This is a genomic window from Spirillospora sp. NPDC000708 (assembly GCF_040299565.1).
GTDB lineage: Bacteria > Actinomycetota > Actinomycetes > Streptosporangiales > Streptosporangiaceae > Spirillospora.
The window spans coordinates 44,076-70,074 of the sequence record NZ_JBEPCJ010000037.1; the positions used below are offsets into that span (position 1 = coordinate 44,076).

At 73.7% G+C, this 25,999-nt stretch carries 28 protein-coding genes; 13 read left to right on the top strand and 15 right to left on the bottom strand.

What is annotated here, in order from left to right; translation table 11 throughout:
• Positions 1–26: 26 nt before the first annotated feature.
• Together ABT299_RS25265 and ABT299_RS25270 are read left to right on the top strand one after the other, a co-directional pair.
• Complete coding sequence (locus tag ABT299_RS25265) at positions 27–200, top strand: hypothetical protein (RefSeq protein WP_500252199.1); 174 nt, start codon at positions 27–29, stop codon at positions 198–200.
• 149 nt (positions 201–349) lie between these two features.
• Complete coding sequence (locus tag ABT299_RS25270) at positions 350–1,765, top strand: dihydrolipoyl dehydrogenase family protein (RefSeq protein ID WP_500252200.1); 1,416 nt, start codon at positions 350–352, stop codon at positions 1,763–1,765.
• Positions 1,766–1,782: 17 nt separating this feature from the next.
• Here the strand turns inward: ABT299_RS25270 and ABT299_RS25275 are convergent, their stop codons facing one another.
• Entirely contained in the window at positions 1,783–2,361 is a 579-nt protein-coding gene (locus tag ABT299_RS25275; RefSeq protein ID WP_500252201.1) for a TetR/AcrR family transcriptional regulator, read from the bottom strand.
• Positions 2,362–2,448: 87 nt separating this feature from the next.
• Here ABT299_RS25275 and ABT299_RS25280 point away from each other — a divergent pair, with 87 nt between their 5' ends.
• The gene (locus ABT299_RS25280; protein WP_500252202.1) at positions 2,449–3,330 is read left to right on the top strand and encodes an SDR family oxidoreductase; all 882 of its coding nucleotides are present in this window, start codon (positions 2,449–2,451) and stop codon (positions 3,328–3,330) included.
• Between the two features lie 121 nt (positions 3,331–3,451).
• Here ABT299_RS25280 and ABT299_RS25285 read toward each other — a convergent pair whose 3' ends face one another.
• A complete protein-coding gene (locus ABT299_RS25285) occupies positions 3,452–3,913 on the bottom strand; it encodes an SgcJ/EcaC family oxidoreductase (protein ID WP_500252203.1) in 462 nt (153 codons plus the stop codon).
• Positions 3,914–4,021: 108 nt separating this feature from the next.
• Positions 4,022–4,879, bottom strand: coding sequence for a helix-turn-helix transcriptional regulator (locus tag ABT299_RS25290; RefSeq protein WP_500252204.1), 858 nt, complete (start codon positions 4,877–4,879; stop codon positions 4,022–4,024).
• Positions 4,880–4,965: 86 nt separating this feature from the next.
• Here ABT299_RS25290 and ABT299_RS25295 point away from each other — a divergent pair, with 86 nt between their 5' ends.
• Complete coding sequence (locus ABT299_RS25295; RefSeq protein ID WP_500252205.1) at positions 4,966–5,748, top strand: SDR family NAD(P)-dependent oxidoreductase; 783 nt, start codon at positions 4,966–4,968, stop codon at positions 5,746–5,748.
• A 12-nt stretch (positions 5,749–5,760) separates the two neighbouring features.
• On the opposite strand, the gene ABT299_RS25300 is transcribed toward ABT299_RS25295, so the two are convergent.
• Together ABT299_RS25300 and ABT299_RS25305 are read right to left on the bottom strand one after the other, a co-directional pair.
• Complete coding sequence (locus tag ABT299_RS25300; protein ID WP_500252206.1) at positions 5,761–6,540, bottom strand: polysaccharide deacetylase family protein; 780 nt, start codon at positions 6,538–6,540, stop codon at positions 5,761–5,763.
• 183 nt (positions 6,541–6,723) lie between these two features.
• Positions 6,724–8,082, bottom strand: a complete 1,359-nt coding sequence (locus ABT299_RS25305; RefSeq protein ID WP_500252207.1) for a sensor histidine kinase — start codon at positions 8,080–8,082, stop codon at positions 6,724–6,726.
• A 296-nt stretch (positions 8,083–8,378) separates the two neighbouring features.
• Between ABT299_RS25305 and ABT299_RS25310 the strand changes: the two genes are divergently transcribed.
• The 4 genes from ABT299_RS25310 to ABT299_RS25325 all read left to right on the top strand — a co-directional run bounded on the left by ABT299_RS25310 (position 8,379) and on the right by ABT299_RS25325 (position 12,783).
• Positions 8,379–9,458, top strand: a complete 1,080-nt coding sequence (locus ABT299_RS25310; protein ID WP_500252208.1) for an NAD(P)H-dependent amine dehydrogenase family protein — start codon at positions 8,379–8,381, stop codon at positions 9,456–9,458.
• A complete protein-coding gene (locus tag ABT299_RS25315; RefSeq protein WP_500252209.1) occupies positions 9,455–9,934 on the top strand; it encodes a carboxymuconolactone decarboxylase family protein in 480 nt (159 codons plus the stop codon). The genes ABT299_RS25310 and ABT299_RS25315 overlap by 4 nt, the downstream gene beginning before the upstream one ends.
• Before the next feature lie 263 nt (positions 9,935–10,197).
• Positions 10,198–11,736 (top strand): SDR family oxidoreductase, encoded by a 1,539-nt coding sequence (locus tag ABT299_RS25320; RefSeq protein ID WP_500252210.1) that lies wholly within the window; start codon positions 10,198–10,200, stop codon positions 11,734–11,736.
• Between the two features lie 132 nt (positions 11,737–11,868).
• Positions 11,869–12,783: an aminoglycoside phosphotransferase family protein gene (locus tag ABT299_RS25325; RefSeq protein ID WP_500252211.1), complete on the top strand. Its 915-nt coding sequence runs from the start codon at positions 11,869–11,871 to the stop codon at positions 12,781–12,783.
• Positions 12,784–12,844: 61 nt separating this feature from the next.
• Here ABT299_RS25325 and ABT299_RS25330 read toward each other — a convergent pair whose 3' ends face one another.
• The 3 genes from ABT299_RS25330 to ABT299_RS25340 form a co-directional block, all read right to left on the bottom strand.
• A complete protein-coding gene (locus ABT299_RS25330; protein ID WP_500252212.1) occupies positions 12,845–13,393 on the bottom strand; it encodes a DEAD/DEAH box helicase family protein in 549 nt (182 codons plus the stop codon).
• A gap of 129 nt (positions 13,394–13,522) precedes the next feature.
• On the bottom strand, positions 13,523–14,392 hold the full coding sequence (locus ABT299_RS25335) for an SDR family NAD(P)-dependent oxidoreductase (protein WP_500252213.1): 870 nt from the start codon (positions 14,390–14,392) through the stop codon (positions 13,523–13,525).
• An 86-nt stretch (positions 14,393–14,478) separates the two neighbouring features.
• A complete protein-coding gene (locus tag ABT299_RS25340) occupies positions 14,479–15,153 on the bottom strand; it encodes a PaaI family thioesterase (RefSeq protein WP_190852999.1) in 675 nt (224 codons plus the stop codon).
• Positions 15,154–15,265: 112 nt separating this feature from the next.
• Here ABT299_RS25340 and ABT299_RS25345 point away from each other — a divergent pair, with 112 nt between their 5' ends.
• Positions 15,266–15,955 carry a TetR/AcrR family transcriptional regulator gene (locus ABT299_RS25345; RefSeq protein ID WP_387025371.1) on the top strand — a complete coding sequence of 230 codons (690 nt, stop codon included), beginning with the start codon at positions 15,266–15,268 and terminating at the stop codon, positions 15,953–15,955.
• Here ABT299_RS25345 and ABT299_RS25350 read toward each other — a convergent pair.
• The gene (locus ABT299_RS25350; RefSeq protein WP_190853001.1) at positions 15,934–16,980 is read right to left on the bottom strand and encodes a GlxA family transcriptional regulator; all 1,047 of its coding nucleotides are present in this window, start codon (positions 16,978–16,980) and stop codon (positions 15,934–15,936) included. The two genes, ABT299_RS25345 and ABT299_RS25350, sit on opposite strands and share 22 nt — an antisense overlap.
• 53 nt (positions 16,981–17,033) lie before the next feature.
• Here ABT299_RS25350 and ABT299_RS25355 point away from each other — a divergent pair, with 53 nt between their 5' ends.
• A complete protein-coding gene (locus ABT299_RS25355; RefSeq protein ID WP_500252214.1) occupies positions 17,034–17,432 on the top strand; it encodes a cupin domain-containing protein in 399 nt (132 codons plus the stop codon).
• A gap of 54 nt (positions 17,433–17,486) precedes the next feature.
• On the opposite strand, the gene ABT299_RS25360 is transcribed toward ABT299_RS25355, so the two are convergent.
• Positions 17,487–17,888 carry a nuclear transport factor 2 family protein gene (locus ABT299_RS25360; RefSeq protein ID WP_500252215.1) on the bottom strand — a complete coding sequence of 134 codons (402 nt, stop codon included), beginning with the start codon at positions 17,886–17,888 and terminating at the stop codon, positions 17,487–17,489.
• A 126-nt stretch (positions 17,889–18,014) separates the two neighbouring features.
• Here ABT299_RS25360 and ABT299_RS25365 point away from each other — a divergent pair, with 126 nt between their 5' ends.
• Positions 18,015–18,626 carry a sigma-70 family RNA polymerase sigma factor gene (locus tag ABT299_RS25365; protein ID WP_500252216.1) on the top strand — a complete coding sequence of 204 codons (612 nt, stop codon included), beginning with the start codon at positions 18,015–18,017 and terminating at the stop codon, positions 18,624–18,626.
• A gap of 49 nt (positions 18,627–18,675) precedes the next feature.
• On the opposite strand, the gene ABT299_RS25370 is transcribed toward ABT299_RS25365, so the two are convergent.
• Positions 18,676–19,296 carry a winged helix-turn-helix transcriptional regulator gene (locus tag ABT299_RS25370; RefSeq protein WP_194736587.1) on the bottom strand — a complete coding sequence of 207 codons (621 nt, stop codon included), beginning with the start codon at positions 19,294–19,296 and terminating at the stop codon, positions 18,676–18,678.
• 212 nt (positions 19,297–19,508) lie between these two features.
• Between ABT299_RS25370 and ABT299_RS25375 the strand changes: the two genes are divergently transcribed.
• Entirely contained in the window at positions 19,509–19,865 is a 357-nt protein-coding gene (locus ABT299_RS25375; protein WP_433153745.1) for a hypothetical protein, read from the top strand.
• Between the two features lie 76 nt (positions 19,866–19,941).
• Positions 19,942–20,292 (top strand): VOC family protein, encoded by a 351-nt coding sequence (locus ABT299_RS25380; RefSeq protein WP_500252217.1) that lies wholly within the window; start codon positions 19,942–19,944, stop codon positions 20,290–20,292.
• Positions 20,293–20,396: 104 nt separating this feature from the next.
• Here ABT299_RS25380 and ABT299_RS25385 read toward each other — a convergent pair whose 3' ends face one another.
• The 4 genes from ABT299_RS25385 to ABT299_RS25400 all read right to left on the bottom strand — a co-directional run bounded on the left by ABT299_RS25385 (position 20,397) and on the right by ABT299_RS25400 (position 25,990).
• Positions 20,397–21,137, bottom strand: coding sequence for an SDR family oxidoreductase (locus ABT299_RS25385; RefSeq protein WP_500252218.1), 741 nt, complete (start codon positions 21,135–21,137; stop codon positions 20,397–20,399).
• A gap of 167 nt (positions 21,138–21,304) precedes the next feature.
• The gene (locus ABT299_RS25390; protein WP_500252219.1) at positions 21,305–22,342 is read right to left on the bottom strand and encodes a hypothetical protein; all 1,038 of its coding nucleotides are present in this window, start codon (positions 22,340–22,342) and stop codon (positions 21,305–21,307) included.
• A 133-nt stretch (positions 22,343–22,475) separates the two neighbouring features.
• A complete protein-coding gene (locus ABT299_RS25395) occupies positions 22,476–24,782 on the bottom strand; it encodes an ABC transporter permease (RefSeq protein WP_500252220.1) in 2,307 nt (768 codons plus the stop codon).
• 122 nt (positions 24,783–24,904) lie between these two features.
• Positions 24,905–25,990: a helix-turn-helix domain-containing protein gene (locus ABT299_RS25400; protein ID WP_190853022.1), complete on the bottom strand. Its 1,086-nt coding sequence runs from the start codon at positions 25,988–25,990 to the stop codon at positions 24,905–24,907.
• Between the last annotated feature and the right edge of the window lie 9 nt (positions 25,991–25,999).

The window sequence follows — 25,999 nt, forward strand, 5'->3', positions numbered from 1 at the left end:
CCCGGCCCCGGCACGCAAGGAGAGCCATGAGCGACGACCCGCCGCAACCGTCGCGGCACCGCAGTCCGTACCGAAGCTTCCAGGGGCGCAACCGCATCCCCGCCGCGGCCCTCGGCGGCGACGACGCCGAACCGGCGATCGACCCGTCCCCGGCCAAAGCCGACGACCTGGAGGACCGGCCCGAGGGTCCCGTCGCCTGACCCTGCCGCGACGACGGCCTGCGGGTTCGCGGGGCGTCGCGTGCGCCGGCGTGTTCGTGCCGCCGGTCGCAGCGTGGCCGGTCACCGGAGGTCCCGGATTCCGGAAGGATGCAGGGAGACAAGACGGTGCTGTTCGGAGGGCGGGCGTGATGGACGAGTTCGATGTCGTGGTGCTGGGGGCCGGGCCGACCGGGGAGAACCTGGCGGAGCGGGCGCACGCCGGCGGGCTCAGCGTGGCCGTCGTGGAGAGCGAGCTGGTCGGCGGCGAGTGCTCGTACTGGGCGTGCATGCCGAGCAAGGCGCTGCTTCGGCCGGCCGCCGCGCTCGCGGACGCGCGGCGGCTGCCCGGCGCCCGCGAGGCGGCCGGCGGGCGGCTGGACGCGGCGGCGGTGCTCGCCCGCCGGGACGAGTTCACCTCGCACTGGAAGGACGACGGCCAGGTCGCCTGGCTCGAAGGGGCGGGGCTCGTGCTGGTGCGCGGCCACGGGCGGCTGGACGGGGAAAAGCGCGTCGTGGTGCGGACCCCGGACGGCGAGCAGCGGGTGCTGACGGCCCGTCACGCCGTCGCGGTGTGCACGGGCACCCGCGCGGCGCTGCCCGAGCTGCCCGGTCTGACCGAGGCCCGTCCCTGGACCAGCCGTGAGGCGACCGCGTCGGAGCAGGTGCCGGGGCGGCTCGCCGTCGTCGGCGGCGGCGTGGTGGCGTGCGAGATGGCCACGGCCTGGCGGGCGCTGGGCAGCGAGGTGGTGCAGCTGGTGCGCGGGGCGCGCCTGCTACCGCGGATGGAGCCGTTCGCCGGGGAGGCGGTGGCCGAGGGACTGCGCGCGGCCGGGGTCGACCTGCGCTTCGGCACGTCCGTCACTGCCGTCCACCGCGACGGGCCGGTGACGCTCACCCTGGACGGCGGTGAGACGGTGACCGTCGACGAGGTCCTGTTCGCCACCGGGCGGACGCCCGCCACCACCGACCTCGGCGTGGAGACGGTCGGGCTGGAGGCGGGCCGGCCGATCGAGGTCGACTCCACCGGGCTGGCGGCCGGGGTGCCCGGCGAGTGGCTCTACGCGGCCGGGGACGTCAACGGGCGCGCGCTGCTGACCCACCAGGGCAAGTACCAGGGCCGGATCTTCGGCGCGGTGATCGCCGACCGGGCCGCCGGACGCCCGCTCGACACCGCCGACTGGGGGCGCAGCGTGGCGACCGCGGACGAGCGGGCCGTGCCGCAGGTCGTCTTCACCGACCCCGAGGCCGCGTCCGTCGGGCTCACCCTGGAGGAGGCCACCCGCCAGGGGCACCGGGTCCGGGCGGTCGACTACGACCTCGGCAACGTGGCCGGAGCCGCTCTCTACGCCGACGGCTACCAGGGCCGCGCCCGCGCCGTGGTCGACCTGGACCGCGAGACGCTCCTCGGCGTCACCTTCGTCGGTGCGGGCGTGGCCGAGCTTCTCCACTCCGCCACGATCGCGGTCGCCGGCGAGGTCCCCATCTCCCGCCTGTGGCACGCCGTCCCCTCCTACCCCACCATCAGCGAGATCTGGCTCCGCCTCCTGGAGACCTACCGCGGCTGAAGGCCGGGCGGCGTTGGTCAGCCCAGCGACGCGGTCGCCGCGCGCAGTTCTTCCAAGGCCGCCAGCGCGTGGGGCGCGAGCCCTTCCGCGTCGTCGCGGTCGCCCTCGCACCATCGGGCGTAGCCCCGCTTGAACGCGAGGACCCCCAGCTCGCCCGCGAGGTGCGCGGTGGCCTCGGGGACGCCGCGGGCGACGAGCGCGTCCGTCATGGCGGCCGCGAGACCGACGCTCTTGAGGGCGTCGCGCTCCTGGAGCTCGGTGCTGGCCGCCACGGCCGCCTCGAGCCGGGGGCCGATCTCGCGGTTCGCCGGGCCCATGGCGCTCGACGCGCGTTCGAGCCCCGCCGCCACCGCCTGGAGCGGGCTCGCGCCGGCGGGCGCCTCGGCGATGCCGTCGGCGAGCAGCCTGCTGAGCGTCTCCTGACCCGCGACCAGCAGCTCTCGCTTGTCGGAGAAGTGCCGGAAGAAGGTGCTCTTGGTGACGCCGGCGCGCTCGGCGATCTGCGCCACGGTGGTGGCGTCGTACCCCTGCTCGGTGAACAGGTCGACGGCCGCGACGACGAGTCGCTGGGTCGCCCCGGGTTGCCATCTGGCCATGGGGCCAGCATAAGCGATGGGACCGTTGTCCCGTCACCGTGTAGGGTCGGTGATGGGACAACGGTCCCATCACTTCTGGGAGGGCTCATGCACGTCTTCGTCACCGGCGGCACCGGCACCATCGGCTCCGCCGTCGTCGCCGAGCTGCTCGGCAACGGCCACACCGTCCTCGCGCTGGCCCGCTCGGACGGCTCCGCCAAGGCCCTTGAGAGCGCCGGCGCCACGGTGCTACGGGGAGACCTGGCGGACCTCGACGTCCTGCGGTCCGGCGCCGCGCGGTCCGACGGCGTCATCAGCCTGGCGTTCGGACGCGACTACGGCAGCCCAGACGCGCTCGCCCGGGCCATCGCCGAGGAGAGCGCCGCGCTCGACACGCTGGGGCGGGAGCTCATCGGAAGCGACCGCCCGATCGTCGCGGTCTCGGGCACGCCCTGGGTGCCGGGGCGCGCCTCCACAGAGGCCGATCCGCTGCCGACGGACGGACCGGTGGGCGGACGAGGCCGCTCGGTCACGGCGCTGCTGGATCTCGCCGCGCGCGGCCTGCGCAGCATGGCCGTCCGCATGCCGCGCACGGTCCACAACGAGGGACAGGGCGGATTCGCCGGCCTGCTGGCCGACGCGGCGCGCCGCACCGGGGTGGCCGGCTACCCGGGCGACGGCGCCCAGCGCTGGCCGGCCGTGCACGCGCTCGACGCGGCGGTGCTGTTCCGGCTGGTCCTCGAGTCGGCGCCGGCCGGGACGTCCTGGCACGCGGTCGCAGACGAGGGCGACGCCGTGCGGGACATCGCGACCGTCATCGGCCGCCGGCTGGGCCTGCCGGTCGAGCAGGTGCCGCAGGAGACCTTCGGCCCGTTCGGCCCGATCTTCGCCATGGACCAGCCGGCGTCCAGCGCCCGCACCCGCGACGCCCTCGGGTGGCGGCCGACCCGCCCCAGCCTCCTCCAGGACTTGGAGAACATTCAGCCCTGACGGGCGCCTCCTCGCGGGACGCCGTCGGGGACCGGTGCGAGGGAGAGGGGCAGGCCGCCGGCCATGCGGTCACGGACGGCCTGCCCGCCGAGGCCGACCGCCGCGAACGGACCGCGAGCGGTCACTCGCGAGACGGCTCCGGCGGGGCGGCCGGTGCGGGGCAGCTGTGATAGGCCTCGATCAGCCATCGGCCGTCATGCTTGGAGAGCGTCCAGGTCGCCGCTTCCCATCGCTCCGGCGGGGTCTCGGTCTCGCCCGGGAACGTCGTGGCGCTCCTGGTGACGACGACCGCCGCGTCCGCGCCGAGGAGGCGGACGCTCTGCACGGCATGGACGCGCCGGGTGCCCTTCAGCGGGTCGGCGAAGGCCGCCCCCATCGCGGCCCGGACCTCGGCGCGGTCCCGCAGGTGGACGCCGGGAAAGATCACCGTCGCGCCCTCCGCGTACCACCGGGTGAAGGCGGCCGCGTCGCCGTCCGCCCACGCCTTGGACGTCTCCTCGAACACGGCGGCCACGGCGCGCTCCTCGCCTTCGGCGCTCGCGCCGCCGCCGGCCGTCGCCGCGTGCGTATGAACGGTCTTCATGATGTCCTCCGATGCCGGGGCCGATCGCTTACCTCTATCGACCCGCGCATCCGGCAGAACGGACCGGTGAGCGCGCCCCCGATCTCGGCCGGGTGGCGTCCGGCTCCGTCAGAGCGGCTTGCTCGCCTTGACGTACTCGGCTCCCAGCACGTTCAGGAGGGCCAGCGCCTCGGCGGCAGGGGACCCCGGAGGCGCGCTGTAGAGCACGAGGTGCTGGTCGCGGTCGGTGAGGGCGAGCGAGTCGCAGTCGACGGTGAGCTCTCCGACGACCGGATGCCGGAAGGTCTTCGTGAGACTCGGCGCGGCTTGCACGTCGTGCCGCTCCCAGAGCCGGGCGAACTCGGGGCTGGCATCGCGGAGCTCATCGACGAGGCCGGTCACCGCGGGGTCGGACGGGTACCGGGCGATCGCGGACCGGAGCTCCATGACGACCTGGTGCCGGAACTCCGTGACGTCGGAGAGTCCGTAACGCGTCGCATCGGAGGGCGGGCGCCCGGTGAAGGCCCAGCGCGCGAGGTTGCGGTCCCGCGGGGCGAGCTCGGCGAAGTCCACCATGAGGGCGGCCGCGAGGTCGTTCCAGGCGAGCACCTCGAACGCGGCGGACATCACGAACGCGGCCGTCTGCGGCAGCCGCTCAAGGAGGGCGAGGATGCTGGGCCGGACGTCGCGCCGGTGCAGCCCGGTGCGGGCCGGCGCGCTGCCCGCGAGGACGTGGAGGTGATCGGACTCGGCGGCGGTGAGCCGCAGCGCGCCCGCGATCCCGGCGAGGACCTCGCCCGACGGCCGTGGTGCCCGGCCCTGCTCGAGCCGGACGTAGTACTCGGTGGAGATGTGCGCGAGGACCGCGACCTCCTCGCGGCGCAGCCCCGGTGTCCGGCGCCGCGGGCCCGAGGGGAGGCCGACGTCCTCCGGCCGGAGCCGCTCGCGGCGGCTGCGGAGGAACGCCCCGAGTTCCCGTTTGTCCATACCCCCAGTGTGCACGCCGGACGGCGGCGGACCCTGGTACCACCTGTGCCTGCATCCGGCTCGCCGGCCGGTCCGACACTGGCGCCATGACCAACGACATCGCCATCGCACCCATCGGCCTGCTCTCCGGCAAGGTCGTCCTCATCACCGGCGCCAGCCGCGGCATCGGAGCGGCCGCGGCCCGGCTCTTCGCCGCCGAGGGCGCGTCCGTCGTGCTCGCCGCCCGCGGAACCGACGCCCTCGAACGCGTCGTCAAGGAGATCCGCGCCGGCGGAGGCACCGCCGACGCCGTCGCCCTGGACCTCGCCGAACCCGCCAGCATCCGCGCCGCGGTCGACCGCGTCGAGGACCTGCACGGGCGGCTCGACGGCGCCTTCAACAACGCCGCGACGGTCCAGACGCCCGGCCCGCTCGACACCACCAGCGACAAGGACATCGACGAGCAGTTCGCCGTCAACTTCCGGTCGCACTGGACCGCCATGACCGCCGAGGCCGCCCTCATGCGGCGGACCGGCGGCGGCGCGATCGTCAACACCTCCAGCATCGGCGGCCGGCGGGCGAACCCCGCCCTCCCCGCGTACGGGGCGATGAAGCGCGCGCTCAACAGCATCACCGAGACCGCCGCCGCGACCTGGGGACGGCAGGGGATCCGCGTGAACGGCATCACCCCCGGCGGCACCGCCACGGAGATGATGGAGGCGTGGGAGGCGGTGTCGCCTGGCATCATCGAGGCCAACAACGCGGCGACCCCGCTCGGCCGGATGGCCGAACCCCGCGAGGTCGCCGAGGCGGCCGCGTGGCTCCTCAGCGACCGCGCCTCGTACGTGACCGGCGCGATCGTCCCGGTCGACGGCGGCGCCGGCGCCTGAGCGGGCCGCTCCTCAGAGTGCGACGAAGGTCAGCCCGCGCTGCTTGAGGGCCGGGATGACCGTGCGGAGTGCCGTGACGGTCTGGGAGCGGTCGCCGCCGCCGTCGTGGCAGAGCAGGATGTCGCCCGGCTGGGCCTTCTCGAGGTTCGCGGTGATGTGCGGGACGCCCGGTCGCGCCCAGTCGCGGGGGTCGACGCCCCAGTCGACGCAGATCATCCCGAGCGAGGTGGCGGTCTCGATGACCTGCTGCGACCAGTTGCCTCCCGGCGAGCGGAAGAACCGCGGGGCGACCGAGGTCGCCTGGGCGATGCGGTCGTGCGCCTCGGCGATCTCCTGCTGGATGCGCGGGGCGGGCAGCTTCGGGAGGTTGATCGGGTGGGTGAGGGTGTGGTCGGCGATCTGGTGTCCCGCCGCCACGATCCGCTGCACCAGCCGGGCGTTATCTGGCACCTGCTCGCCGATCATGTTGAAGGTCGCGTGCACGCCGTGCTCGGCGAGCACGTCGAGGACCTTGGGCGTCCAGTACGGGTGCGGCCCGTCGTCGATCGTCAGCGCCACCGCGTTCGGCGGCGCGGCCGGAGCCAGGTCGCGCAGGGAATGGACCGGGCTCGTGACGGCCCTCATGGACCGGGCGGGCGCGAACCCGGGATCGGGCGGCGGCGCGGGCGCCCGGCGGGCCGCGGCCGCGTGCGCCGGCCGGTGCCGTTCCGGGCGCCACAGCTCCGGAGCGGCGGCGGCGGCCACCCCCGCGGTCCCAGCGACGATCATGGTCAGCACCTGGCGGCGATCCATTCCGTAAGTCCTTGTCGTAGAAGACGTCGGCTTGTGAGACGGCCCGATGATCCGGCGGGTTTGCGCCCGCCCCGGCTGGATTTCCGCAGGAATCCCCGTTCTCACCCGCGAGGTACCCCGGGTGTTCGCCGCCGCCGGGCGCCGCGGCGCTGCCGGCGGCGTCGGAGGCGTCGCCGGAGGAGGTCAGCGTGGTGACGCGTCCGAGGGGGCCTGCGCGTCCGGCCCGTCCAGGAGGGGCAGGCGAAGGGAGAACCGCGTCCCGGACGTCACGTCGTCGATGACGAGCGAGCCGTGGTGGGCGTTCGCGACCTCGCGGGCGATGGCCAGGCCGAGGCCGGTTCCGCCGGCGTCGCGGCTGCGGGCCGTGTCGAGGCGGGCGAATCGTTCGAAGACCCGATCGCGGTCGGCGGGCGGTATCTCGGGCCCGTCGTTGCCGATGGTCAGCACGGCGTCGCCGGCGCTCCGGCCCAGGCGCACGTCGACGGTCGTCGCGGCGTACTGCAGGGCGTTGTCCAGCAGGTTGTCCACGAGGCGTTCGAGTTGGGCGCGGGCCCCTCTGACGTGCAGGCCGGGGGCGAGCTCGGCGTTGACGGCGACCGGCGGGCGCCGGTCGCCCGGGCCGCCGGAGGCGGGGCGGCGCGCGCGGAGCTCGCCGTCGACCAGGGCGCTGAAGTCGACGTCTTCGGGGATGTCGGCCGCCGTGCCGATCTGCGCGAGCAGCAGTAGGTCGGCGACGATGCCCTCTAGGCGGTCGGTGGACCGGAGCGCGGCCCGCGCCGCCTCGCCGGCCTCGGCGTCGCCGGGACGCAGGGCGATCTCCTCCAGGTTGAGCCGGAGGGCAGCGATCGGCGTGCGGAGCTCGTGCGCGGCGTCCGACGCGAACTGCTGCTGCCGGCGCACGGACCGCTCGAGCCGGTCGAGGGTGACGTTGGCGGTGCGGGCGAGTTGCGCGACCTCGTCCTCGCCCTGCGGCTCGGGCACCCGGCGGGACAGGTCGCTGATGCTGATCTCGGCCAGCTGGCCGCGGACCGCGCCGACGGGACGCAGCGTCCGGCCGACGACCTGCCAGGTCGTACAGGTCGCCATGGCGACCAGGAGCAGCGCGCAGGCGGTGAGGACCAGCTCGAGGTGGGGGCCCGCCAGGATCGTCGGCACGGGGCGGGCGCCGTAGACGACGGGCGAGCGGGGGGCCATGGTGACCCGGACGGCCACCACGGACAGGCAGCCGCCGCCGCGCGCCGGACACGCGTACATGCGTTTGAGCCGGTTCTCCGGCGGCGGGACCACCGTGCTGATCGGCGGCCGTCCCGCGGCCGCCCTGCTCGCGGCGGTGACGTGCCCGTCCGCGTCGACCACCTGAAGGAACCGGACTCCGTACGGGCCGGCGGGGAGCGGGTTCTGCATCGACCCCTGCCGCACCGCGCCGCTCACGCGCCGCGTGGCCAACTCCGTCCGCGTGAACGCGAAGTCGCTCTCCTGGGAGCGGATGAGGGCGTCCGCTCCGATCGCGAGCACCGTGAAGACCAGTGCGGCGACCACCACGGTGATCAGCGTGTCCCGTCCGCGGATGGTGCGCGGCCGCGGTAGTCGATGCCGTACCACCGGCCTCATCTCCTGTTTCCGCGCCGTTCCACGAGTCGCTTCCGATCACGCGGAAGCGTCCCGGCACGGTGTTCCGTTCTGGCGGCCCACCTCTTTCGTGACCGTCACGGGCGGCCGGACTCTTGCGTTGGCGAACCTTTTGCCGAGCCGACCCGGAACGCATGCGGTGAGCGGGGATCGGCCGGCGGCGCGGCCACGGCCTGTACCTGAGACCAAGCGCTTGCTACGCTTCGCGCATGATCCCGACGGTCGTGTGGGGCACCGGCAACGTCGGCCGGCTGGCCGTCCGGGCCGTCGACGCCCATCCCGCCCTCGGCCTCGCGGCCGTGCTCGTCCACGACCCCGACAAGGCCGGCCGCGACGCGGGCGACCTCGCCGGGCTCGGCCGCGACCTCGGCGTCGCGGCGACCACCGACATCGACGCGGTGCTGTCCGCCGGGCCGCGCGCCGTCGTGTACGCGGCGTCCGGGGACGTCCGTCCGGACGACGCGCTCGCCGACATCGTCCGCGCGATCCGGGCCGGCGCCGTGGTCGTCACCCCGGCCCTGTACGCGCTCTACGACCAGCGCAACGCACCGCCCGAGATCCGCGAGCCGGTGCTCGCGGCCGTCAAGGACGGCGGCGGCTCGCTGTTCGTCTCCGGAGTCGACCCCGGCTGGGGCAACGACGTCCTGCCCCTGATGATCAGCGGGCTCGGCACGACCGTCGACGCGATCCGCTGCCAGGAGATCTTCGACTACTCCACCTACGACCAGCCGGACGCGGTCCGGTTCCTGGTCGGCATGGGGCAGCCGATGGACTACGAGCCGCCGATGCTCGCGCCGACCGTCCCGACCATGGTGTGGGGCGGGCAGGTGCGGCTGATGGCCCGCGCCCTCGGCGTCGAACTGGACGAGGTCCGCGAGACCCTGGAGCGGCGCCCGCTCGACGCGACGGTGACCACCGCGACGATGGGCGAGTTCGAGGCCGGCACGCAGGGCGCGGTGCGCTTCGAGGTGCAGGGCGTCGTCGGCGGCGAGCCGCGCATCATCGTCGAGCACGTCACCCGCATCCACCCGTCCTGCGCACCGGACTGGCCCGTGCCGCCCAGCGGCGACGGCGGGCACCGCGTCGTCATCGAGGGCGACCCGCGCATCGAGGTCACCGTCGAGGCCACCGGCGAGGACGGCAACCGCTCGGTCGGCGGGAACGCCACCGCCGTCGGCCGGCTGGTCGGCGCCGTCGACTGGCTCGTGGCCGCCGAGCCGGGCCTCTACGACGCGCTCGACGTCCCGCTGCGCCCCGCCGTGGGAAGGCTCGGAAGGAAGCACCCGTGAACATCGACGTCCCCGAAGGCAAGGACCCGATCCAGTACGTGTGGGGCGAGATGGTCCCCGGCATCGGACCCGCCGCCTCGCGCCTGTCGCTGTCGGTGTACTCCGACACCACCCTCGGCCTCCGCGAGTTCGAGGCCGCCCGGCTGCGCATCGCGCAGATCAACGGCTGCCTCTTCTGCATGGACTGGCGGACCGAGCGGGACGGCCGGAAGGTCGAGGAGGAGTTCGCCGACGCGGTCGCCGAGTGGCGCACCACCACGGCCTTCGACGACCGCACCCGGCTGGCCGCCGAGTACGCCGAACGCTACGCCCTCGACCACCACGGCCTCGACGACGCGTTCTGGACCCGGATGACCGCGCACTACAACCAGGCGGAGATCGTGGAACTGAGCATGTGCATCGGCTCCTGGCTGGCGTTCGGCCGCCTGAACCGCGTGCTGGGCCTCGACACGATGTGCATGCTGCCGCGCCCCTGACCGGTCGCCGGTGCGGCGGGTCCCGGAACGGCTGGCCGCCGAACCCGCGCAGGTAGCGGACCTTCGGCGGCGGGTCGAGCCGGATGCCCTCCGGCCGCGACCTGTGGAAACGCACCGCATTGCGCAAGGGAGAACGCTCCGGTTGGACCACGGCGGGCAAAGACCGGGTCGGGCCGTGCTTGTCCCCAGGAGCGCCGGGTACGGGCCGTCCGACGGCGAGGGGGGAGCAATGATCAGAGCCGTGCTCGTTCCGGCTGCGGACGATGTCGCCGCCCGCTGAGCCGGGCGCCGGGCGCCTGTGCCTGGTGACGGGGGCCAGCGGCTACATCGGCGGCCGGCTGGTGCCCGAACTGCTCGACGCCGGGTACCGCGTGCGGTGCATGGCGCGTTCCCCGCGCCGGCTGCGGGACCATCCCTGGGCCGACCGGGTGGAGATCGTCCAGGCCGACGCGACCGACCCCGCCTCGACCCGCCGGGCCCTCGAAGGGGTCGACGTCGCCTACTACCTGATCCACGCGATCGGCGGCCCGGGCGGGTTCGGCGAGACCGACCGCCGCTCGGCCCGCACCTTCGCCGCCGCGGCCCGCGACGCCGGCACCGGACGGCTGGTCTACCTCGGCGGGATGGACCCGGAGGAGGACCCCTCCCCGCACCTGCGGTCCCGCGCCGAGGTCGGCCGGATCATGCTGGACGCCGGGGTGCCCGCCGTGTGGCTGCGCGCCGCCGTGATCATCGGGTCGGGCTCGGCGTCGTTCGAGATGCTGCGGTACCTGACCGAGCGGCTCCCGGTGATGGTGACCCCGCGCTGGGTGCACTCGCGCATCCAGCTGATCGCGATCCGGGACGTCCTGCACTACCTGGTGGCGTCCGCCGGGCTGCCCGCCCGGGTCAGCCGGGGCTTCGACATCGGCGGTCCGGACGTGCTCACCTACGGGGACATGATGCGGCGCTACGCCGCCGTCGCCGGGCTCAGGCCGCGCCTCATCGTCCCGGTGCCCGTGCTGAGCCCGTGGCTGTCGAGCCTGTGGGTCGGCGCGATCACGCCGGTCCCGGGCCGTCTGGCGCGCCCGCTGGTGGAGTCGCTGCGCAACGAGGTGATCTGCCGCGAGCACGACATCAGCCGCTACATCCCGCCGCCGGACGAGGGCCTGACCGGCTTCGAGCGGGCGGTGTCCCTGGCGCTGCGCCGCGTCCGCGAGGCGGACGTCGCCACCCGCTGGTCGTCGGCGAGCGTCCCCGGCGCTCCCAGCGACCCGCTGCCCACCGACCCGGCCTGGGCCGGCGGCAGCCTCTACACCGACGAGCGGTCCCGCACCGTCGACGCACCGCCGCAGCGCCTATGGGACGTCATCGAGGGGATCGGCGGCGAGCGCGGCTGGTACTCCTTCCCCCTGGCCTGGCGCGCCCGCGGCGTCCTGGACCGGCTCGCGGGCGGGGTGGGCCTGCGGCGCGGCCGCCGCGACCCGCGCCGGCTCCGGATCGGGGAAGCGGTCGACTTCTGGCGCGTGGAGGAGATCGAGCCCGGCCGCCTCCTGCGGCTGCGCGCCGAGATGCGCGTGCCCGGCCTGGCCTGGCTGGAGCTGTCCGTGTCCGAACGCGACGGCCGCGTCCGCTACACACAGCGCGCCCTGTTCCACCCCCGCGGTCTGCTCGGGCACTGCTACTGGTGGGCGTTCAAACCGTTCCACGACCGCGTCTTCGGCGGCATGTGCGAAGGCATCGCCCGCGCCGCCGAAAACGACGGTCACGCGGAGCCGAATGAGCCGGCGGAGAGCCGTCGCAGCGGTCACGCCCTGCGGTGACGGACGGCGACGCGGAGGGTCAGGGCGGTGGGACGGTGTTCGCCAGCGCCGCCCGCCCCTCCCCCCGTCCGGCCTTGCGGCCGACCGACCGCGCGTCGCCGGAGCCGGTGGCTGCGCCAGTACCGTGGCTCTGTGGCCGACTCCGGGATCGAGATCGAGATCAGCGCAGACCTGGTGCGTGAGTTGCTGCGGGAGCAGCATCCGGACCTCGCAGGGCTGGCCGTCCGCGAAGTGGCGGGCGGGTGGGGCAACCAAATGTGGCGCCTCGGGGACGAGTTGGCCGTGCGCATGCCGCGTACAGCAGGTGCCCCGGAACTCCTGCGCAAGGAGTGCCGGTGGCTGCCCGTCCTGGCCCCGCGCCTGCCGCTCCCGGTCCCGGTCCCTGTCCGGATCGGTGAACCGTCCGCCCGCTTCCCCAAGCCCTGGACGATCATGACGTGGGTCCCAGGCGAGCCGCTGGACCAGGGCTCGATCAGCCGCGGCGATCACGCGGCCGACGCCCTGGCGGGCTTCCTCAAGGCACTCCACGCGCAGGCGCCCGAAGACGCACCGATCAGCCAGGACCGCGGCGACCACCCCAAGAAGTGCACGGACGGCTTCGACCGCTTCTTCCACGCCGTCGTCCCCGACGGCCTCGCCGACGGCGTCCGGGCCGTCTGGGACGACGCCGTCGCGGCGCCCGAGTGGGACGGTCCGCCGGTCTGGGTGCACGGCGACCTGCATCCCGCCAACGTCGTCGTCTCGGACGGGACGCTCTCGGGCGTCATCGACTTCGACGCCATGTTCGCAGGCGACCCGGCGTGGGACCTCGCGGCCGCATGGGTGATCCTTCCCGCCGGCACCGCCGCACGCTTCTTCGACGCGTACGCGCGAGCCGACGGGGCGACGATCCGGCGCGCCCGCGGGCTGGCCGCCCTGAAAAGCCTGTTCCTCCTGCTGATGGGCCGGAACGGCGACCAGGGCCTTCCCGGCGGCAAGCCGGCATGGGGACCCGCAGGCCGGGCAGCGCTGGATCGCGTCCTGAAAGGCGATCTCCTCACGAGATAGACGCCTCCGCCCACTGGTGGTCACAGGTGGCCGTGCCGTTTCCGGACCGGCCCGCCAACGATCAGCGAGCGACGTGGGGTCCGGCCCATCCGGTGGCGGCGACGACCTCCCGCGCGATGTCGGCGACGAGCCGCCCGTCCGTCGCCACCCGCACGGTCCCCGCGGGGGCTCGCCGGTCCAGGACCCGGGCCTTGCGGACACTTCCTTCCAGCTCCTGCTCCAGCTCCGAGCCGAGTTCCCGTCCCACCAGCCGTTCGCGTGCGGTCTCGTCGGAGGCGGTGAGCAGGACCCGCACGATCTGCACTCGGGCCCCCATGGCACGCTCGAACATGCCCGTCGCCTCCGGCAGCACGCTCGCGGTGTTCGTATAGACCAGGCGCCGGTAGCCGCGCCGGGCGAAGTTGGCCCACACGGCGGTCAGGTTGATCTCGGTGATCTCCTCGCGGTGCGGGTCGCCTTCCGGAGCCGGATGCACCTGGCCCATGAAGTCACCATCGATGATCGCGTGAGCGACCGCCTCGGAGCGCAGCAGCGCCGAGACCTCCCACCCCACCGTGGTCTTGCCGACACCGGCTCGTCCTCCGATGAGGAGTACTTCCGCGCGTTCCATAGGGGCAGCGTGCCAGCGGGCGACCGCCTCGCGCGATCCGTTATCGACCCGGTCGCCTGAGCCCAGCCCCGCCCACAAGCGGCCCGCGCGCGCTCGGGGTTCGCCAACGCCCGCCGCTCGGAGCCGCCTTCACTGATCCCCGGTCACCGTCGCGGCGATCTCGTCCGGGGTCCACGGCGGGGAGGTGCCATGGTCCCGCCAGGTGAGGTACCGCTCGACCGGACGCGGGAACTCCCCGATGTACCCCCCTGCACCGGCGAACACCCGCCCCGTGACGTCGGGCGACTCGGTGCTCGCGAGGAAGACGTAGAGCTGGGCGACGTACTCGGCGGGAGGCGGTGCCAGCGCTCCGGAGTGCATGAGGTCGTCCAGGATGCCCCGCCGGTGCAGCCGTTCGATGCCGGCTTCATAGTCAGCACCGCTCGACAGGCGCGTCTCGGCCCCGGGGCAGACCGCGTTCACCCGGACGCCGTGTTCCCGCAGCTCGGCCGCCAGCGCGTAGGTCAGGCTGTTCACGCCTCCCTTGCCCGCCGGGTAGCCGGTCCCTCCGAAGGCCCCGGTGAACGCGTGGGAGCTGGTGTTCACGATCCAGCCCCGTCCCGCCTCGACCATGAGCGGAGCGAACGCCCGGCAGGTCAGGAACGTCGCGTGGAGGTGGACATCGATGAGCTCGCGCCAGGCCTCCACGGAGATGTCCAGGATCGAGGACCCGGGAGGCTCGGCGGTGCCCGCGCAGTTGACGAGGATGTCGGGGGTGCCGAGGTCCCGGGCCGCACGGACCAGCGACTCGACCACGCCGGGGTCCGCGGCGGAACCGGCCACGCCGACGGCCCGTGCCGATGCGCCCAGCTCGGCGACGGCATCGCCGACGGCCGCCGGATCGCGTCCGTTGATGACGACGGACGCGCCCGCGCCCGCCAGCGCGCGGGCCACCTCCAGCCCGATGCCGCGGGACGACCCGGTGACGACGGCGACGCTCCCCTCCGCGAGCGACCTCATGGAGCCCCTCCTCCGGAGAACTCACTGCGGGAACCACCGGCAGCAGGAGACATAGTCACCTCTATGTACTCGTCCGGCTCGATGAGCTAGCGCCCATCAGCCGTCGGCGCCCCCACCGGCTGGATGAACACCCCGTCGGCCTCGACGGTCACCCCGCCGGCGTCCGAGATCGACCCGGCCACGAACACCTTGCGCCCCTCCTCGCGGACGATGCCCGCTTCGAGGCGGAGCGGGCCGAGCGGAGTCCCGCGCCGGTAGCGCATGGTGAGCGTCCCGGTGAAGGCCGTGCGGCGCATCCCGGACGCCGCCTCCCCCATGATGTGGTCGAGAAGCATCGCGGAGACTCCCCCGTGCACCAGCCCGGGAGGCCCCTCGTACGCCGCACCGAGGACCACGTCGGCGTGGCATCCCGACGAATCGTGCACCACGCGCAGGGGCGGGGCGATCGCGTTCGCCGCGCCCATCACGGCATTGCCCCAGTTCCAGGACCGGAGCTCGCCGTTGTACCGGATGCCGGCGGGACCGGGCAGCTGGGCGGTGCGCAGCCGCGCGACGAGCGCGGCGAGGTCGTCGCGGATCCGGTGCACCTCGTCGTCGTCGACGGTCGTCCGGATCGTGGCGTCGATCAGCTCGCGCACGGTCCCGGTCAGCGACGCCATCACCGCTTCCCGGCGGTCCACCTCGGCGGTCGGCGTGTCCTCGCGGACGAAGCCGCCGACGCCCACCGCGGATTCTTCGGGAAAGGAACGGCGGCTCGTCATGCGCCGACCGTATACCGGAAGCACGAGCGCCAACAAGGATCACATAGACACATCTATGCCTCTTTCGCCGGTGCGGCCTCGCCGGCCACGCCGTCCGATCTACAATCGCCTCGTGACCGAGCCCTCGACCGACAGGGTGGCGGAGGCGGGTGATCCGGCGAGCCGCGGCGCCACCGGCACGCCCGTCAACGCGAGAGGGGCCCCGCTCAACCGGCGCGGCCTGGAGACCCGCGCCCGGGTGATCGGAACCGCCATCGACGTGCTCGCCGACGGCGAGCGAGGCGGTGAGGTCAGCGCCAACCTCGTCGCGAAACGCGCGGGCGTCACCTGGGGCACGGTCCAGCACCAGTTCGGCGGCGTCGACGGGCTCTGGGCCGCGGTCCTCGAGGAACTGGCGGGCCGGGGCGAGATGCTGCCGTGGAAGGAGATGGACGACGGGTCCGTCACCGAACGGATGACCCGGATCGTCGACGCCCTCTGGTCGGGTCTCGACTCCACCCCCGGCCGGGCGGTGGCGACGCTGCGCGGCCTGCTGCCCCGCAACACCGCCGAGCTGGCCGACGCCTATCCCCGGACGACCGCACAGCTCGCCCTCTGGGACCGTCACTGGCGGCGCGCCTACGCGCGGGCCTTCCGCGGGCTCGTCGTCGACGCCTACCGGCTGGAGCGCGTTCGCCACCTCCTGCCGGCCGCCGTCCACGGCCTCTACCTGGAGCAGAACCTGAGCACCTGGACCGACATCGACGAGGCGCGCGCCGTCCTCGCCGAGTCGATCGCCGGCTACCTCGAGAGCCGCGGCTGAGCCTCCGTCGTCGACGGGGCGCCACCGGCGTCGGCGCCCGTGCCGGGGCCGAAGCGGCGCCGGTACTCCAGCGGGGTGAGCCCGATCTTGCGGCGCATCAGCGCGCGCAGGTTGGCGGCGGTCCCCAGCCCGCTGTACCGCGCGACCCTCTCGAACCGCGACTCGCCCCGCTCGATCATGCGGCACGCCAGGCCGAGCCGCTCCCCCGTCAGCCATCCGAGCGGCGTCGTGCCCAGCTGCGCCCGGAAGCGGCGGTGCAGCGTCGCCGGGCTGACCGCGGCACGCGCCGCGAGATCGGACACCGTGAGCGGGGCGTCCAGCCGCTCCTGGGCCCAGGCGAGGACGGGCGCGAGGGACTCGTCGGGCGCGTCGGGCACGGGCCGCTCCACGAACTGCCGCTGCCCGCCGTCGCGGTGCGCGGCGAACACCAGCCGCCGGCTCACCGCGTTGGCGACCTCCGCGCCGTGGTCGCGGCGGACGATGTACAGGCCGAGGTCGAGCGCGGCGGCGCTCCCCGCGGCGGTGAGGACGTCGCCGTCGTCCACGAACAGCACGTCGGTCTCCAGCCGGACGGACGGGAAGCGGGCACGGAAGTCCTCGGCCCACTGCCAGTGCGCGGTGGCGCGGCGCCCGTCGAGGACCCCGGCCTCGGCCAGCGTGAACGCGCCGCTGCAGAAGCCGACCAGGCGGGCGCCGCGCGCGTGTGCCCGCCGGATCGCGTCGAGCACCGCGGGCCGGCGCGGCACCTCGACATCGGGACGGTTGGGCACGATCACGGTGTCCGCCGCTTCGGCCGCGTCCAGGCCGGCGACGCCGGTGAGGGTGAAGAACCCGTCCCGCATCGGCGTGCGGGGCTCGGGCGAGCACAGCCGGAAGTCGTAGAGGTCGCGGCCGAGCTCCGGCCTGCGCAGGCCGAAGACCTCGGTCGCGCAGCCCAGCTCGAAGGGGTTGGAGTTCTCGTCCACGATCACGACGACCTTGTGCGGGGCCGCCGTTTCGCGGGCTTGCGAGGATCCTTGCGCCATGTGCTATTCCTAGCACTCACGCCGGGGGCGCCCGGACCGCCAGGATGCGATGCATGAGCAACGGACCCATCGACCTCGCCCAGGCCCTGGCCTCCTTCGACGCGCTGTGGAGCCCCCGCATCGTCACGCGCGTCAACGACTATGACGTGCGCGTCGCCAAGGTCGAGGGCGAGCACATCTGGCACGTCCATGACGACACCGACGAGTTCTTCCTGGTGCTCGACGGGGAACTGCACATCGCCCTGCGCGGCCCCGACGGGGAGCGGACGGTCCGGCTGCCCCGGGGCGCGGTCTTCACCGTCCCGCGCGGCACCGAGCACAAGCCGTCCGCTCCCGGCGGGGCCGCGATCCTGTTGTTCGAGCCGTCGGGGACGCCCTCGGTCGGCGACCGCCATGACGCCGTCCCGGACCACGTCGACGCGACGACGGGCCACGCGCTCGGCTCCTTGTAGGGAGCGGCCTGCGGGAGGCGAGGGCCTCGCGTCCGGTTCGATCCGCGGCGACGGTCAGAACATCCCGTGCGGGTGGAGCACCTCGTCGGGGACCGGTTGGACGACGTCCCAGTGCTCGACGATCTCGCCGGCGTCCACGCGGAAGATGTCGACGGTCGCGAGGTCGCCCTGCGGGGTGGCCACGTGGGTGTGCACGGCGACCAGGTCGCCGTCGGCGAGGACGTGCTCGACCGCTACGGTCGCGTCCCGCAGGTGCGCGCCGCCGGGCCCGCTCAGGAAGTCCGCGAACGCCTGGCGCCCGGACCGCGCCGCGGGATCGTGCGCCACGCGGGGGTTGTGCGAGATGAAATCCTCGCCGAGCAGTTCGGCGAATCCGGCGATGTCGCCCGCGCCGAACCGCGACACGGCCTCCAGGACGAACCGCCGGTTCTGGTCGGAGAGTGGGGTCGATGTCATGTCACGCCTTTCGGGTCGCCGGGCGATGTCCACTCGGTACGACGGATGGAAATCCCCTGGCGTCACGCGTGACGTCGGCGCCCGCCGAACCGTCTTGCTGGTGAGGGATCTGGACGGGAGGGCGCGATGGACACGGCGGGCGAACTGTTCGAGAGGCGCCGGGCCGCGCTTTGGGCGGCGGCGTACCGGATGCTCGGAAACCGGGCGGATGCCGACGATGTCCTTCAAGAGGCATGGCTTCGCTGGAGCCGGGTGGACCACGGCGCGGTCGCCGACCCCGGCGCGTACCTGTTCCGGCTGGTGACCCGGCAGGCGATCGACGAGCTCCGCAGGATACGGGCGCGGCGCGAAGTGACCATCGACGAGGACCGTCCCGACGGCCCGCCGAACGGCGCCTCCGGGGAGCCGCGCCCGGTCGACGCGGTGGCGGCGGGTCTGCTGGTCGTCCTGGAGACCCTGTCCCCCACCGAGCGCGCGGTGTTCCTGCTGCACGACGTGTTCGGCTTCGCGCACGCGGAGATCGCGGCCATCGTCGGACGCACCGAACGGGCGGTCCAGCAGATGGCGTACCGGGCCCGGCGGCGCGTCCGAGGGCGCCGCCCGCGCTTCCGGCCCGCGCCGGGCGAGCACCGGGCGGTCACCGAACGCTTCCTGGCGGCGGCGGCCCTGGGCGGCGACCTGCCCGGCTACGGCACGGCCTGCGCGGCCGGCACGAATCCCGGCCCCGGAAACACCTGAACTCCTCGCACGCGCCGAGCTTCGCCGACCGCCCGTGCGGACTCCAATGTCATGGGCGATCAGCGCGGGCGGCGTCTCCGTACAGCAGCCGGTTGAGGGTCGGAAGATCGCCCACGAAGGCCAGTCTTCCTTCGGCGAGCGCCGCGTCGAGCGAGGCCGGGTCCGCCAGCAGGCCGCCGAGCGTCTTGGGGTCCGTGCGGAGCGAGATGTCGGCCCTGGCCGGTTCGCCGCTCTGCACGTGCACCTCTCCGGACTCCACGCGGACCGTCCAGATCGAGCCGTCGAGATCGAGGCGGCAGACGATCGGCGGCGCCGCCGGGTCGGGACGAACGCCGACGCGCAGGAACAGCAGCACCGAGGTGGCGCTGAGGGAGCTCGGCTCCGGCGGGCTGGGGGCGTCGATCCCCCACTCGCTCAGCGCCAGGACGACCGGCTCCAGCCTGCGGCCCCACTCGGTCAGCTCGTAGACCTGCGGGCCCGACGTCGCCCCCAGCCTGCGGCGATGGACCACGCCGTGCTGCTCCAGTTCCCGGAGCCGGTCGGCGAGCAGGTTCGAGCTGGCGTTGGGCAGAGCGTGCCGCAGCTCGGAGAAGCGCTGAGGCACCAGGAGCAGCTCCCGGACGACCAGCAGCGCCCACCGCTCTCCGACGACGTCGAGAGCCCGGGCCATCCCACATGAGTCCCGATAACTGCGGCTGGTCGGCACGGCCACCCCCTCCTTGTCTCCACTCCGATCCTAGCCTTGGTTCTGAAAAACAACTTTTGCTAGTTGTTTTTAACAACCTGCCGTGGCTATGGTTGGCGGGCGACCTGCCGGAACCAGCGAGGTTCAGTGGCGCCAAGGTCGCGCGACGAGCGCAATCCGGCAGACAGGAGCCTGCGATGAGCGATGCACTTCAGGACGAGGGCCCGGCCTCGGCCGAGCGGTACCACCATGCGACGATCGTCGATCCCGATGCGCATCAAGTCCTGTTCGACAACGAGCACGTTCGGGTCATCCAGGCGCGGGCCTCTCACGGCTGGAAGAACGAGATGCACTCGCACCTCCCGATGCTCGTGGTCAACCTCGGCTCCGGGCGGCAGAAGGTGACCTGGGCGGACGGGACGACGCAGATCGTGGATCTGAACCCCGGCGCGGTCGTCTGGCAGGAGAACGCCTTCGAACACGCCTGGGAGCTGCTGGCGGGCGAGGTGAACGTGATCCTCGTCGAGGTCAAGTCGGCGAATACCGGAGCATGAGCGCCCGCCGCGCGGGACGCGTCGAATGGCGACGGCCCTTACCGCAATCCCCGATCACATGACGAGGAGTTTCGACATGGCAACGCTGAAACCCGGCAGCATGCTGCTCGGCACGACCCGTCCCGCCGAACTGCGGGAATGGTACGTCAAGGCGCTGGCGCCGGAGTCCGCCGGCGAGGGCGCGATAGACCTGGGCGGCTTCCTGCTGGTCATCGACGGGCGCGACGACGTCGAGGCGGAGAACGACCAGCCGGGCCGCACGATCATCAACTTCCACGTCGACGACTTCGACGCGGTGGAGGCCCGGCTGAACGCGGCCGGCGTGAAATGGATCTCGGTCGAGGACCGGGAGAAGGGCAGGTTCGGCACGTTCGCCGACCCGGACGGGAACTACCTCCAGATCATCGAGTGGAAGAAGGCCGCCTGAGATCGGGCGTCCCCGCGGTGCCCGGTCGGCGCCTCCCGCCGACCGGGCGCGCAGCCGTCGAATCCGCCCATCAAGGCTCGTTCTCCCTGTTGCTCACCGGACGCTCAGTCGAGCGGGCGCGTCCCGGCACCGGCGACCAGGTAGGCCGGGGCGCCGTCGCGGTCGCCGGCGACGTCCATGACCGCCTTGGCGACCTGCTCCGGGGTGAGCACCGGCTGGAGACCGCGGGTGAAGGCGTCCCGGTCGACGCCCTGGCGCGCCGCGTAGTCGGCGACCACCTGCTCCCCGAGGCCGGTCGCCGGCGTGAGCTGCGGGAGCAGCGCGACGAAGCGGATGCCGAGCCCGGCCCTGTCCGACTCCTCGGCGGCGTAACCGCTGATGTACCGGATCGCGGCCTTGGCGCCGGCATACCCTCCGCTGAGCGGGGACCCGGCCACGACCGCCCCGCTGGACATCGCGACGACCGCGCTGCCCGGGGCCAGCGGTTCGAGCAGCGCCGCCCGCGTCCAGGTGAAGACGTGCCGGGTGTCGACGTGCCAGTTGCGGCTGAAGGTCTCCCAGGTCTGCTCGTGCAGGGGCGCCATGTGCGGCATGACTCCGGCGTTGAGGACGAGCAGGTCCGGCCGGTGTTCGCGGATCACGCTCCGAGCGAGCGCCTCGCCGGTGGCGTCGGCCGCGACCGGGGTGAAGCCCTCCCCCAGTTCCTCGCTGACGGCATGCAGTTCCCGCTCGTCACGGGCGATGCCGACGACACCGGTGCCGGCTGCGACGAGCGCGGTGGCGATCGCCCGCCCGAAGCCGCGGCCGGCACCGGTCACGACCGCCGTGTGGAAAGAATCGGACATCAGACACTCCTCGTGTCGTGGTCGAGTTCGGTCGACATCCAGACCCGCGGCCGACGGAGAATCCGTCGGCCACGCCGCGAACCGGAACGGTGACCTGGGACACACGAGCATGGCGAGTCCGAAGCGTCCGGGATCCGCCCACCCGGCGGCCGTCGCTCAGCCGGGCGTCACGACCCGTTGAAGGCCGCTGGGCCGTCTCCTTGCGTGCCCACTCCCCAGATGCCGCCGGCCACGGCGGCGAGGTCGTGCACCTCGGTCCCGGCCGGGATCGTCACCGCCTCCCACTTGCCGCCGCTGTAGCGGTACGGGGGCTCCTCGGGCGGCGCGGACGCTTCCGCCACGACCCAAGGGGTCCCTGACGAGTCCACGGTCAGGTCGCCGAGGTCGGGGAACCCTGCCGGGGCGGCGATGTAGGTCCACGCGGTGCCGTTCCAGTGCGCCAGACGCTTGGCCGTGATGCCCCAGACGTCGTTCGCGGCGACCGGGACGACTTTGCGGAACCAATCGTTCTCGGTGACCGCGGGCAGCGGGACGCTCTTCCAGGCGGCGCCGTCGAAGTGCGCGACGGCGGGCACCTGCTGAACGCCGTCCTTGTAGCCGACCGCCCATGCGTCGGACGCGGTGAGCGCCTGAAGGTCGGCGACGTAGTCGACCCCGGGCACGTCGACCGCGGTCCAGGTATCGCCGGTGCGCTTGAACAGCCCACTCCCGGAATCCAAGTCCCAGGCGCTGGCGAAGGTGCCGGCCGCGCCGGTGACGAGCGTGGTGACGTACTTGGCCGGAGCCGCCACCTGCTGGAACGCCGAGCCGTCGAAGCGCGCCATGTACGTGCTCGAACTCCCGCTGGCGCTCGGTCCGCCGGCGATCCAGGTCTCGCCCGCACCCGAGGCGATCCGCGCGATCTCGCCCTGGCCCGCCCAGCCGTTGATCGGATACTCCTTCCATGAGGAGCCCACCCGACGCCGCACGACCGGGTTCCCGTCGTTGTACACCGGGCACAGGTCGCCCCAGCGGACGCAGTACTTGCCCTGTACGCCGCCGATCCAGACACCGCCCGCGCCGTCGGCGGTGACGTCGTAGAGCCGGGCCGTCGGCCACAGGAAGGGCAGGGAGACCGTGCCGAGTTCGTGGCCGGCCGCGAGGGCGGGGGCGGGAAGAGACGCGAGGGCGGCGACGGTGGAGATGACCGCGATGACACGTTTCATGGGAGCACTATCCAACGGCCGCCAAAAAAACACCAGTGTCTACTGGGATGATCCCGGCTTCGAGGGGAGGACCCGCATGCGCGCACCGGTCACCGTCGCCGTCATCTCGGCGCTCACCTCCGCCGGAAGGACGTCACTGGTCGGACGGGGCGAAGTGCTCGGCGAACAACTGGTGCCGGAACCGGTAGTCCGGGCCTTCTCGCCGCAGCAGGTCGCGGCGGGCGGCGTAGTCCAGGAAACGGCCCAGACGCCAGGGCAGGTACCCGATCGAGGACAGGCACAGGGCCGTCAACTCCCCGGAGCGCGCGCTCCACCAGCGGGCCTGGGCGGCGAGGAACAGCCCGGCGCCGCCACCGACGCCGATGGCCGCCAGGTGGAAGAGCAGCGCCTGCGAGACCCATCCGTGCCGGTACGCGAACACGAGGGCGAACCCGGCGACGATCGCCTCCAGCCCCACGAGGGACACCCAGTACTCCTGCGGCGAGCCGAAGCCGCTCCGGCCGCCCGCCATCGTGTCGGTCATGAAGCCGACCACGCCCCCGGCCGCGAAGAAGGCCAGCGCGATGGTGCCGGTGAACAGGTACCGGTCGGGAATCGAGGCGAGGGCAAGGTACGCCAGCCCCAGCACGTAGACGGCGGCGGCGCAGGCCACCAGCCCGATGAGGGTGTCCACCAGTGCCGTGAGCAGGAACCGGCCCAGCCAGTGTCCGGAGCTCCGGACGGAGTGCCGGGACCGTACCGTCGCGATGGCGGCCATGACGACCCCGAAGCAGAACGCCACGATCAGAACGGCCGCCAGGAAGGCGATCCAGCGTCCGACCGGCCAGAAGTGGGCGTGGGCGGACACGCGGGGCAGCAGGCCCACCAGCGCGGCCAGCGCTTCGGCCACGCCCAGGGCGGCCCCGGCCAGGCCCGCCGCGGCGAGCGTCACCACCGCGGCGAGCGCCGCGAGCCTGCCGGGACGCGGCCGGATGATCGGCCGGGCGAGGGCCCGGTCATCCGGCCCGTCACCGGAATCACCGGAACCGTCCTCCGCCATCGCGCGGGCCACCCGCCAAGGCAGCACCGAGAGCGCCGCGACCGCCGCGCCCGACACAGCGGCAGCGGCCCCCGCATGCCACCACAGGACCGCCGCTCCGGCGACCGTCACCAGCACCGTCACCGGGGCGGCGATCCATGCCTTCACCGGTGGGACGGCATCGTCCGGCAATCCGGCGCCCACGGCGACCAGGCCGAAGCGCCGCCGGCTCGCGACCACGGAGACCGCCGCGCGCCCGAGAAACCCGAGCCACCGGGCCACGTCCCCGCGCGTGTATCCGGCCGACTGGTCACCGCGCCGAATCGCCTCGTCCACATAGGCGTCGAGGAGCGCCCGCCGCCGCCTATCCAGCGGCCGCCCGCGCCGTACCTGCCGGGATGGCCGGGACACGGCGGCCAGGACGTCCAGCCACAGCGGAGCGTCCAGCAGGTCCAGAAGGGTGGGATCGTCCTCGATCGCCTGGCGGACATGGTCCAGGACCGGGCCGCCTTCCCCGAGCCACGCCATGACGCGTTCCCGAGGAAGCGGCGCGATGAGCACGGCGCCCTGCACGGCGAGCTTCTCCCCGAGGCCTGCGTACTCGCGTTCCCTGCTGCACACCGCCATCGGGGGAACGCCGTAGCGGCGCTGCAGGAAGTTGATCCATCGCAGGCACGCCGCGCGGTGAACGCCGGGGACCTCGTCCAGGCCGTCCAGAAGGAGCACGATCCGGTGCGCGGCGAGCCATCGCTCGGCGACCTGCCGGCCGAGGCCGTACTCGCGGCGCAGGCTCCGCAGCAGCCAGCGCGTGTCCCGTTCACGGTCGGACGGCGCCACCGCCCGCTGCCTCGGCCAGCGGCCCGTCGGCCCGGCGGAGCGGAACGAGGCCAGGTCGACGACGGGGATCGGCTGCTCCGCGCCCGACTCCGCGTCCGCGAGGAGCCGGTCCGCGAGATCGAGGAGCTGGGTGGTCTTGCCCGCGCCCGGCGCGCCCAGCAGGAGCAGCGACCGGCCGGACGCGTCGAACGCGGCCGGCACCGAGCCCGGCGGGCGCCGCGGTTCGCCGGTCACGGTCAGATCGTCCGGAGCGCGGATCTGGTCGGAGGCGTCCGCCAGGTCGAGGCGCGCCCATGTGGTGGGACGGTAGGCTAGGCGCGCGTCCAGCACCGCGCGCGCCCTGCGCAGCGCCCGCCGCCGGAACTCGGCCGGGAACTCCCCGGTCGCCGGTGCCCGGCCCTGGGCGCGGTACTGCACGACCGTCAGCCAGGTCACGAGGGCCCCCACCAGCAGCACCGACGGGATCGCCCACCACGGCGGGTCGCCGCCGGTCGCCACGTTGGTCACCACTGGCAGGACGACGAGCCCGAGGACGGCGGACGCGATCACCTGCGCCAGCCCGCGCCGGCGTTCCCCGTCCGACATCGCACCCCCAGGCAGCCCGCTGGACCCACGATTCGCCCCGACCCTATCCCGCGCCGTCCGCCGCGAGACAGCGTCGGAACGCAGGACCGCACTGCGCACGCGGCGGCACGGACCGGAGCCGCTCAGCGCAGTACGGCCGCCAGCAGGTCGGCGCCCAGCGACGTCAGGTCGGCCAGGTTGAGGGTGTAGCGGACGTAACGGCCGTCCCGCCGGGCGGTGAGCAGGCCCGCGCGGCGCAGGACGGCGAGGTGGCGGGACACCTCCGGGGGCGAGAGTTCCCAGAAGTGGGCCAGCTCGCCGGTGGTGTGCGGGCCTCGGGCCAGGGTCCGCAGGAGCCGCAGCCGCACCGGATGCGCGAGCGCGTCCAGCCGGAGGGTGACCGTCTCCAGGGAGACCGGCTCCTCCGGATCCGGCTCGGCGACGGGGTACTGCACCACCGGATGCCACCCGGGCGCGTGAACCGCCACCAGGTGCGGGCGGCCGAAGACGCTGGGGATGAAGGTGACCCCGGCGCCGCGGGCGGCGGTCGCCTTGTCCTGCACCTTGTCCACGATGATGCAGTCGCCGTCCGGTGCCAGGGCGACCGCGCCGGAGACCGAGGCGAGCGCCGCCCCGGCACCCTGCCGCCTGAGCAGCTCGTTCTTCAGACGCAGATCGGTGGCGAGCCGCGCCGCGACGTCCGCCCAGGCGGCGTCGAAGAACGCCTCGGCGCACTCTTCGAGGGTGCGGCGCACCCGCGCCCGCACCGCGGGCGGGTCCGCGAGCAGCCGTTCCGCGAAGGCCTCCTGCAGCGCGCCGCGGGCCTGGGCCACGTCCAGGGCCCGCTCGCGCGCGGTCGTGTCGGTGAGCGGCGACGTCCCGGGGAAATGGACCCGGTTGCTGCCGCACGTGGTGACGAGCGCGGCGGTCACGTACGTCTCGTCGTCGATCCGGTCGACGTCGTCCAGTTCCTCGGCGAGGGTCGGGCGGGGCCGTCCGGGGATCAGGAAGTCGGCCTGTGAGGAACGCCAGAGGAACTCCGCCTCCCTGAGCCGCTCGGCCAGCTCCGGCCGCAGCCCGGACCAGACGTCCGCGGCCCAGCCGGCGAACCGCGGATGGTGCCCCGGTTCGGCCAGCACGTGCAGCATCGCGGTCAGCTCGGCCAGCGGGGAGGCGGCGAACCGCACCCGCTCGGACGGCAGGCCGCTGATGTCGATCCTCAGCGTCATACCCCCATC

Bases quoted from the DNA above. Each gene is read 5' to 3' on its own strand.
- ABT299_RS25285 (WP_500252203.1), bottom strand. From the start codon at position 3,913: ATGAAGACCGTTCATACGCACGCGGCGACGGCCGGCGGCGGCGCGAGC.
- ABT299_RS25400 (WP_190853022.1), bottom strand. From the start codon at position 25,990: ATGACGCTGAGGATCGACATCAGCGGCCTGCCGTCCGAGCGGGTGCGG.
- ABT299_RS25335 (WP_500252213.1), bottom strand. From the start codon at position 14,392: ATGAGGTCGCTCGCGGAGGGGAGCGTCGCCGTCGTCACCGGGTCGTCC.
- ABT299_RS25360 (WP_500252215.1), bottom strand. From the start codon at position 17,888: ATGACATCGACCCCACTCTCCGACCAGAACCGGCGGTTCGTCCTGGAG.
- ABT299_RS25390 (WP_500252219.1), bottom strand. From the start codon at position 22,342: ATGAAACGTGTCATCGCGGTCATCTCCACCGTCGCCGCCCTCGCGTCT.
- ABT299_RS25300 (WP_500252206.1), bottom strand. From the start codon at position 6,540: ATGGATCGCCGCCAGGTGCTGACCATGATCGTCGCTGGGACCGCGGGG.
- ABT299_RS25275 (WP_500252201.1), bottom strand. From the start codon at position 2,361: ATGGCCAGATGGCAACCCGGGGCGACCCAGCGACTCGTCGTCGCGGCC.
- ABT299_RS25270 (WP_500252200.1), top strand. From the start codon at position 350: ATGGACGAGTTCGATGTCGTGGTGCTGGGGGCCGGGCCGACCGGGGAG.
- ABT299_RS25265 (WP_500252199.1), top strand. From the start codon at position 27: ATGAGCGACGACCCGCCGCAACCGTCGCGGCACCGCAGTCCGTACCGA.
- ABT299_RS25370 (WP_194736587.1), bottom strand. From the start codon at position 19,296: ATGGCCCGGGCTCTCGACGTCGTCGGAGAGCGGTGGGCGCTGCTGGTC.
- ABT299_RS25355 (WP_500252214.1), top strand. From the start codon at position 17,034: ATGAGCAACGGACCCATCGACCTCGCCCAGGCCCTGGCCTCCTTCGAC.
- ABT299_RS25350 (WP_190853001.1), bottom strand. From the start codon at position 16,980: ATGGCGCAAGGATCCTCGCAAGCCCGCGAAACGGCGGCCCCGCACAAG.
- ABT299_RS25380 (WP_500252217.1), top strand. From the start codon at position 19,942: ATGGCAACGCTGAAACCCGGCAGCATGCTGCTCGGCACGACCCGTCCC.
- ABT299_RS25385 (WP_500252218.1), bottom strand. From the start codon at position 21,137: ATGTCCGATTCTTTCCACACGGCGGTCGTGACCGGTGCCGGCCGCGGC.
- ABT299_RS25290 (WP_500252204.1), bottom strand. From the start codon at position 4,879: ATGGACAAACGGGAACTCGGGGCGTTCCTCCGCAGCCGCCGCGAGCGG.
- ABT299_RS25320 (WP_500252210.1), top strand. From the start codon at position 10,198: ATGTCGCCGCCCGCTGAGCCGGGCGCCGGGCGCCTGTGCCTGGTGACG.
- ABT299_RS25295 (WP_500252205.1), top strand. From the start codon at position 4,966: ATGACCAACGACATCGCCATCGCACCCATCGGCCTGCTCTCCGGCAAG.
- ABT299_RS25310 (WP_500252208.1), top strand. From the start codon at position 8,379: ATGATCCCGACGGTCGTGTGGGGCACCGGCAACGTCGGCCGGCTGGCC.
- ABT299_RS25280 (WP_500252202.1), top strand. From the start codon at position 2,449: ATGCACGTCTTCGTCACCGGCGGCACCGGCACCATCGGCTCCGCCGTC.
- ABT299_RS25395 (WP_500252220.1), bottom strand. From the start codon at position 24,782: ATGTCGGACGGGGAACGCCGGCGCGGGCTGGCGCAGGTGATCGCGTCC.
- ABT299_RS25375 (WP_433153745.1), top strand. From the start codon at position 19,509: ATGAGCGATGCACTTCAGGACGAGGGCCCGGCCTCGGCCGAGCGGTAC.
- ABT299_RS25365 (WP_500252216.1), top strand. From the start codon at position 18,015: ATGGACACGGCGGGCGAACTGTTCGAGAGGCGCCGGGCCGCGCTTTGG.
- ABT299_RS25340 (WP_190852999.1), bottom strand. From the start codon at position 15,153: ATGACGAGCCGCCGTTCCTTTCCCGAAGAATCCGCGGTGGGCGTCGGC.
- ABT299_RS25330 (WP_500252212.1), bottom strand. From the start codon at position 13,393: ATGGAACGCGCGGAAGTACTCCTCATCGGAGGACGAGCCGGTGTCGGC.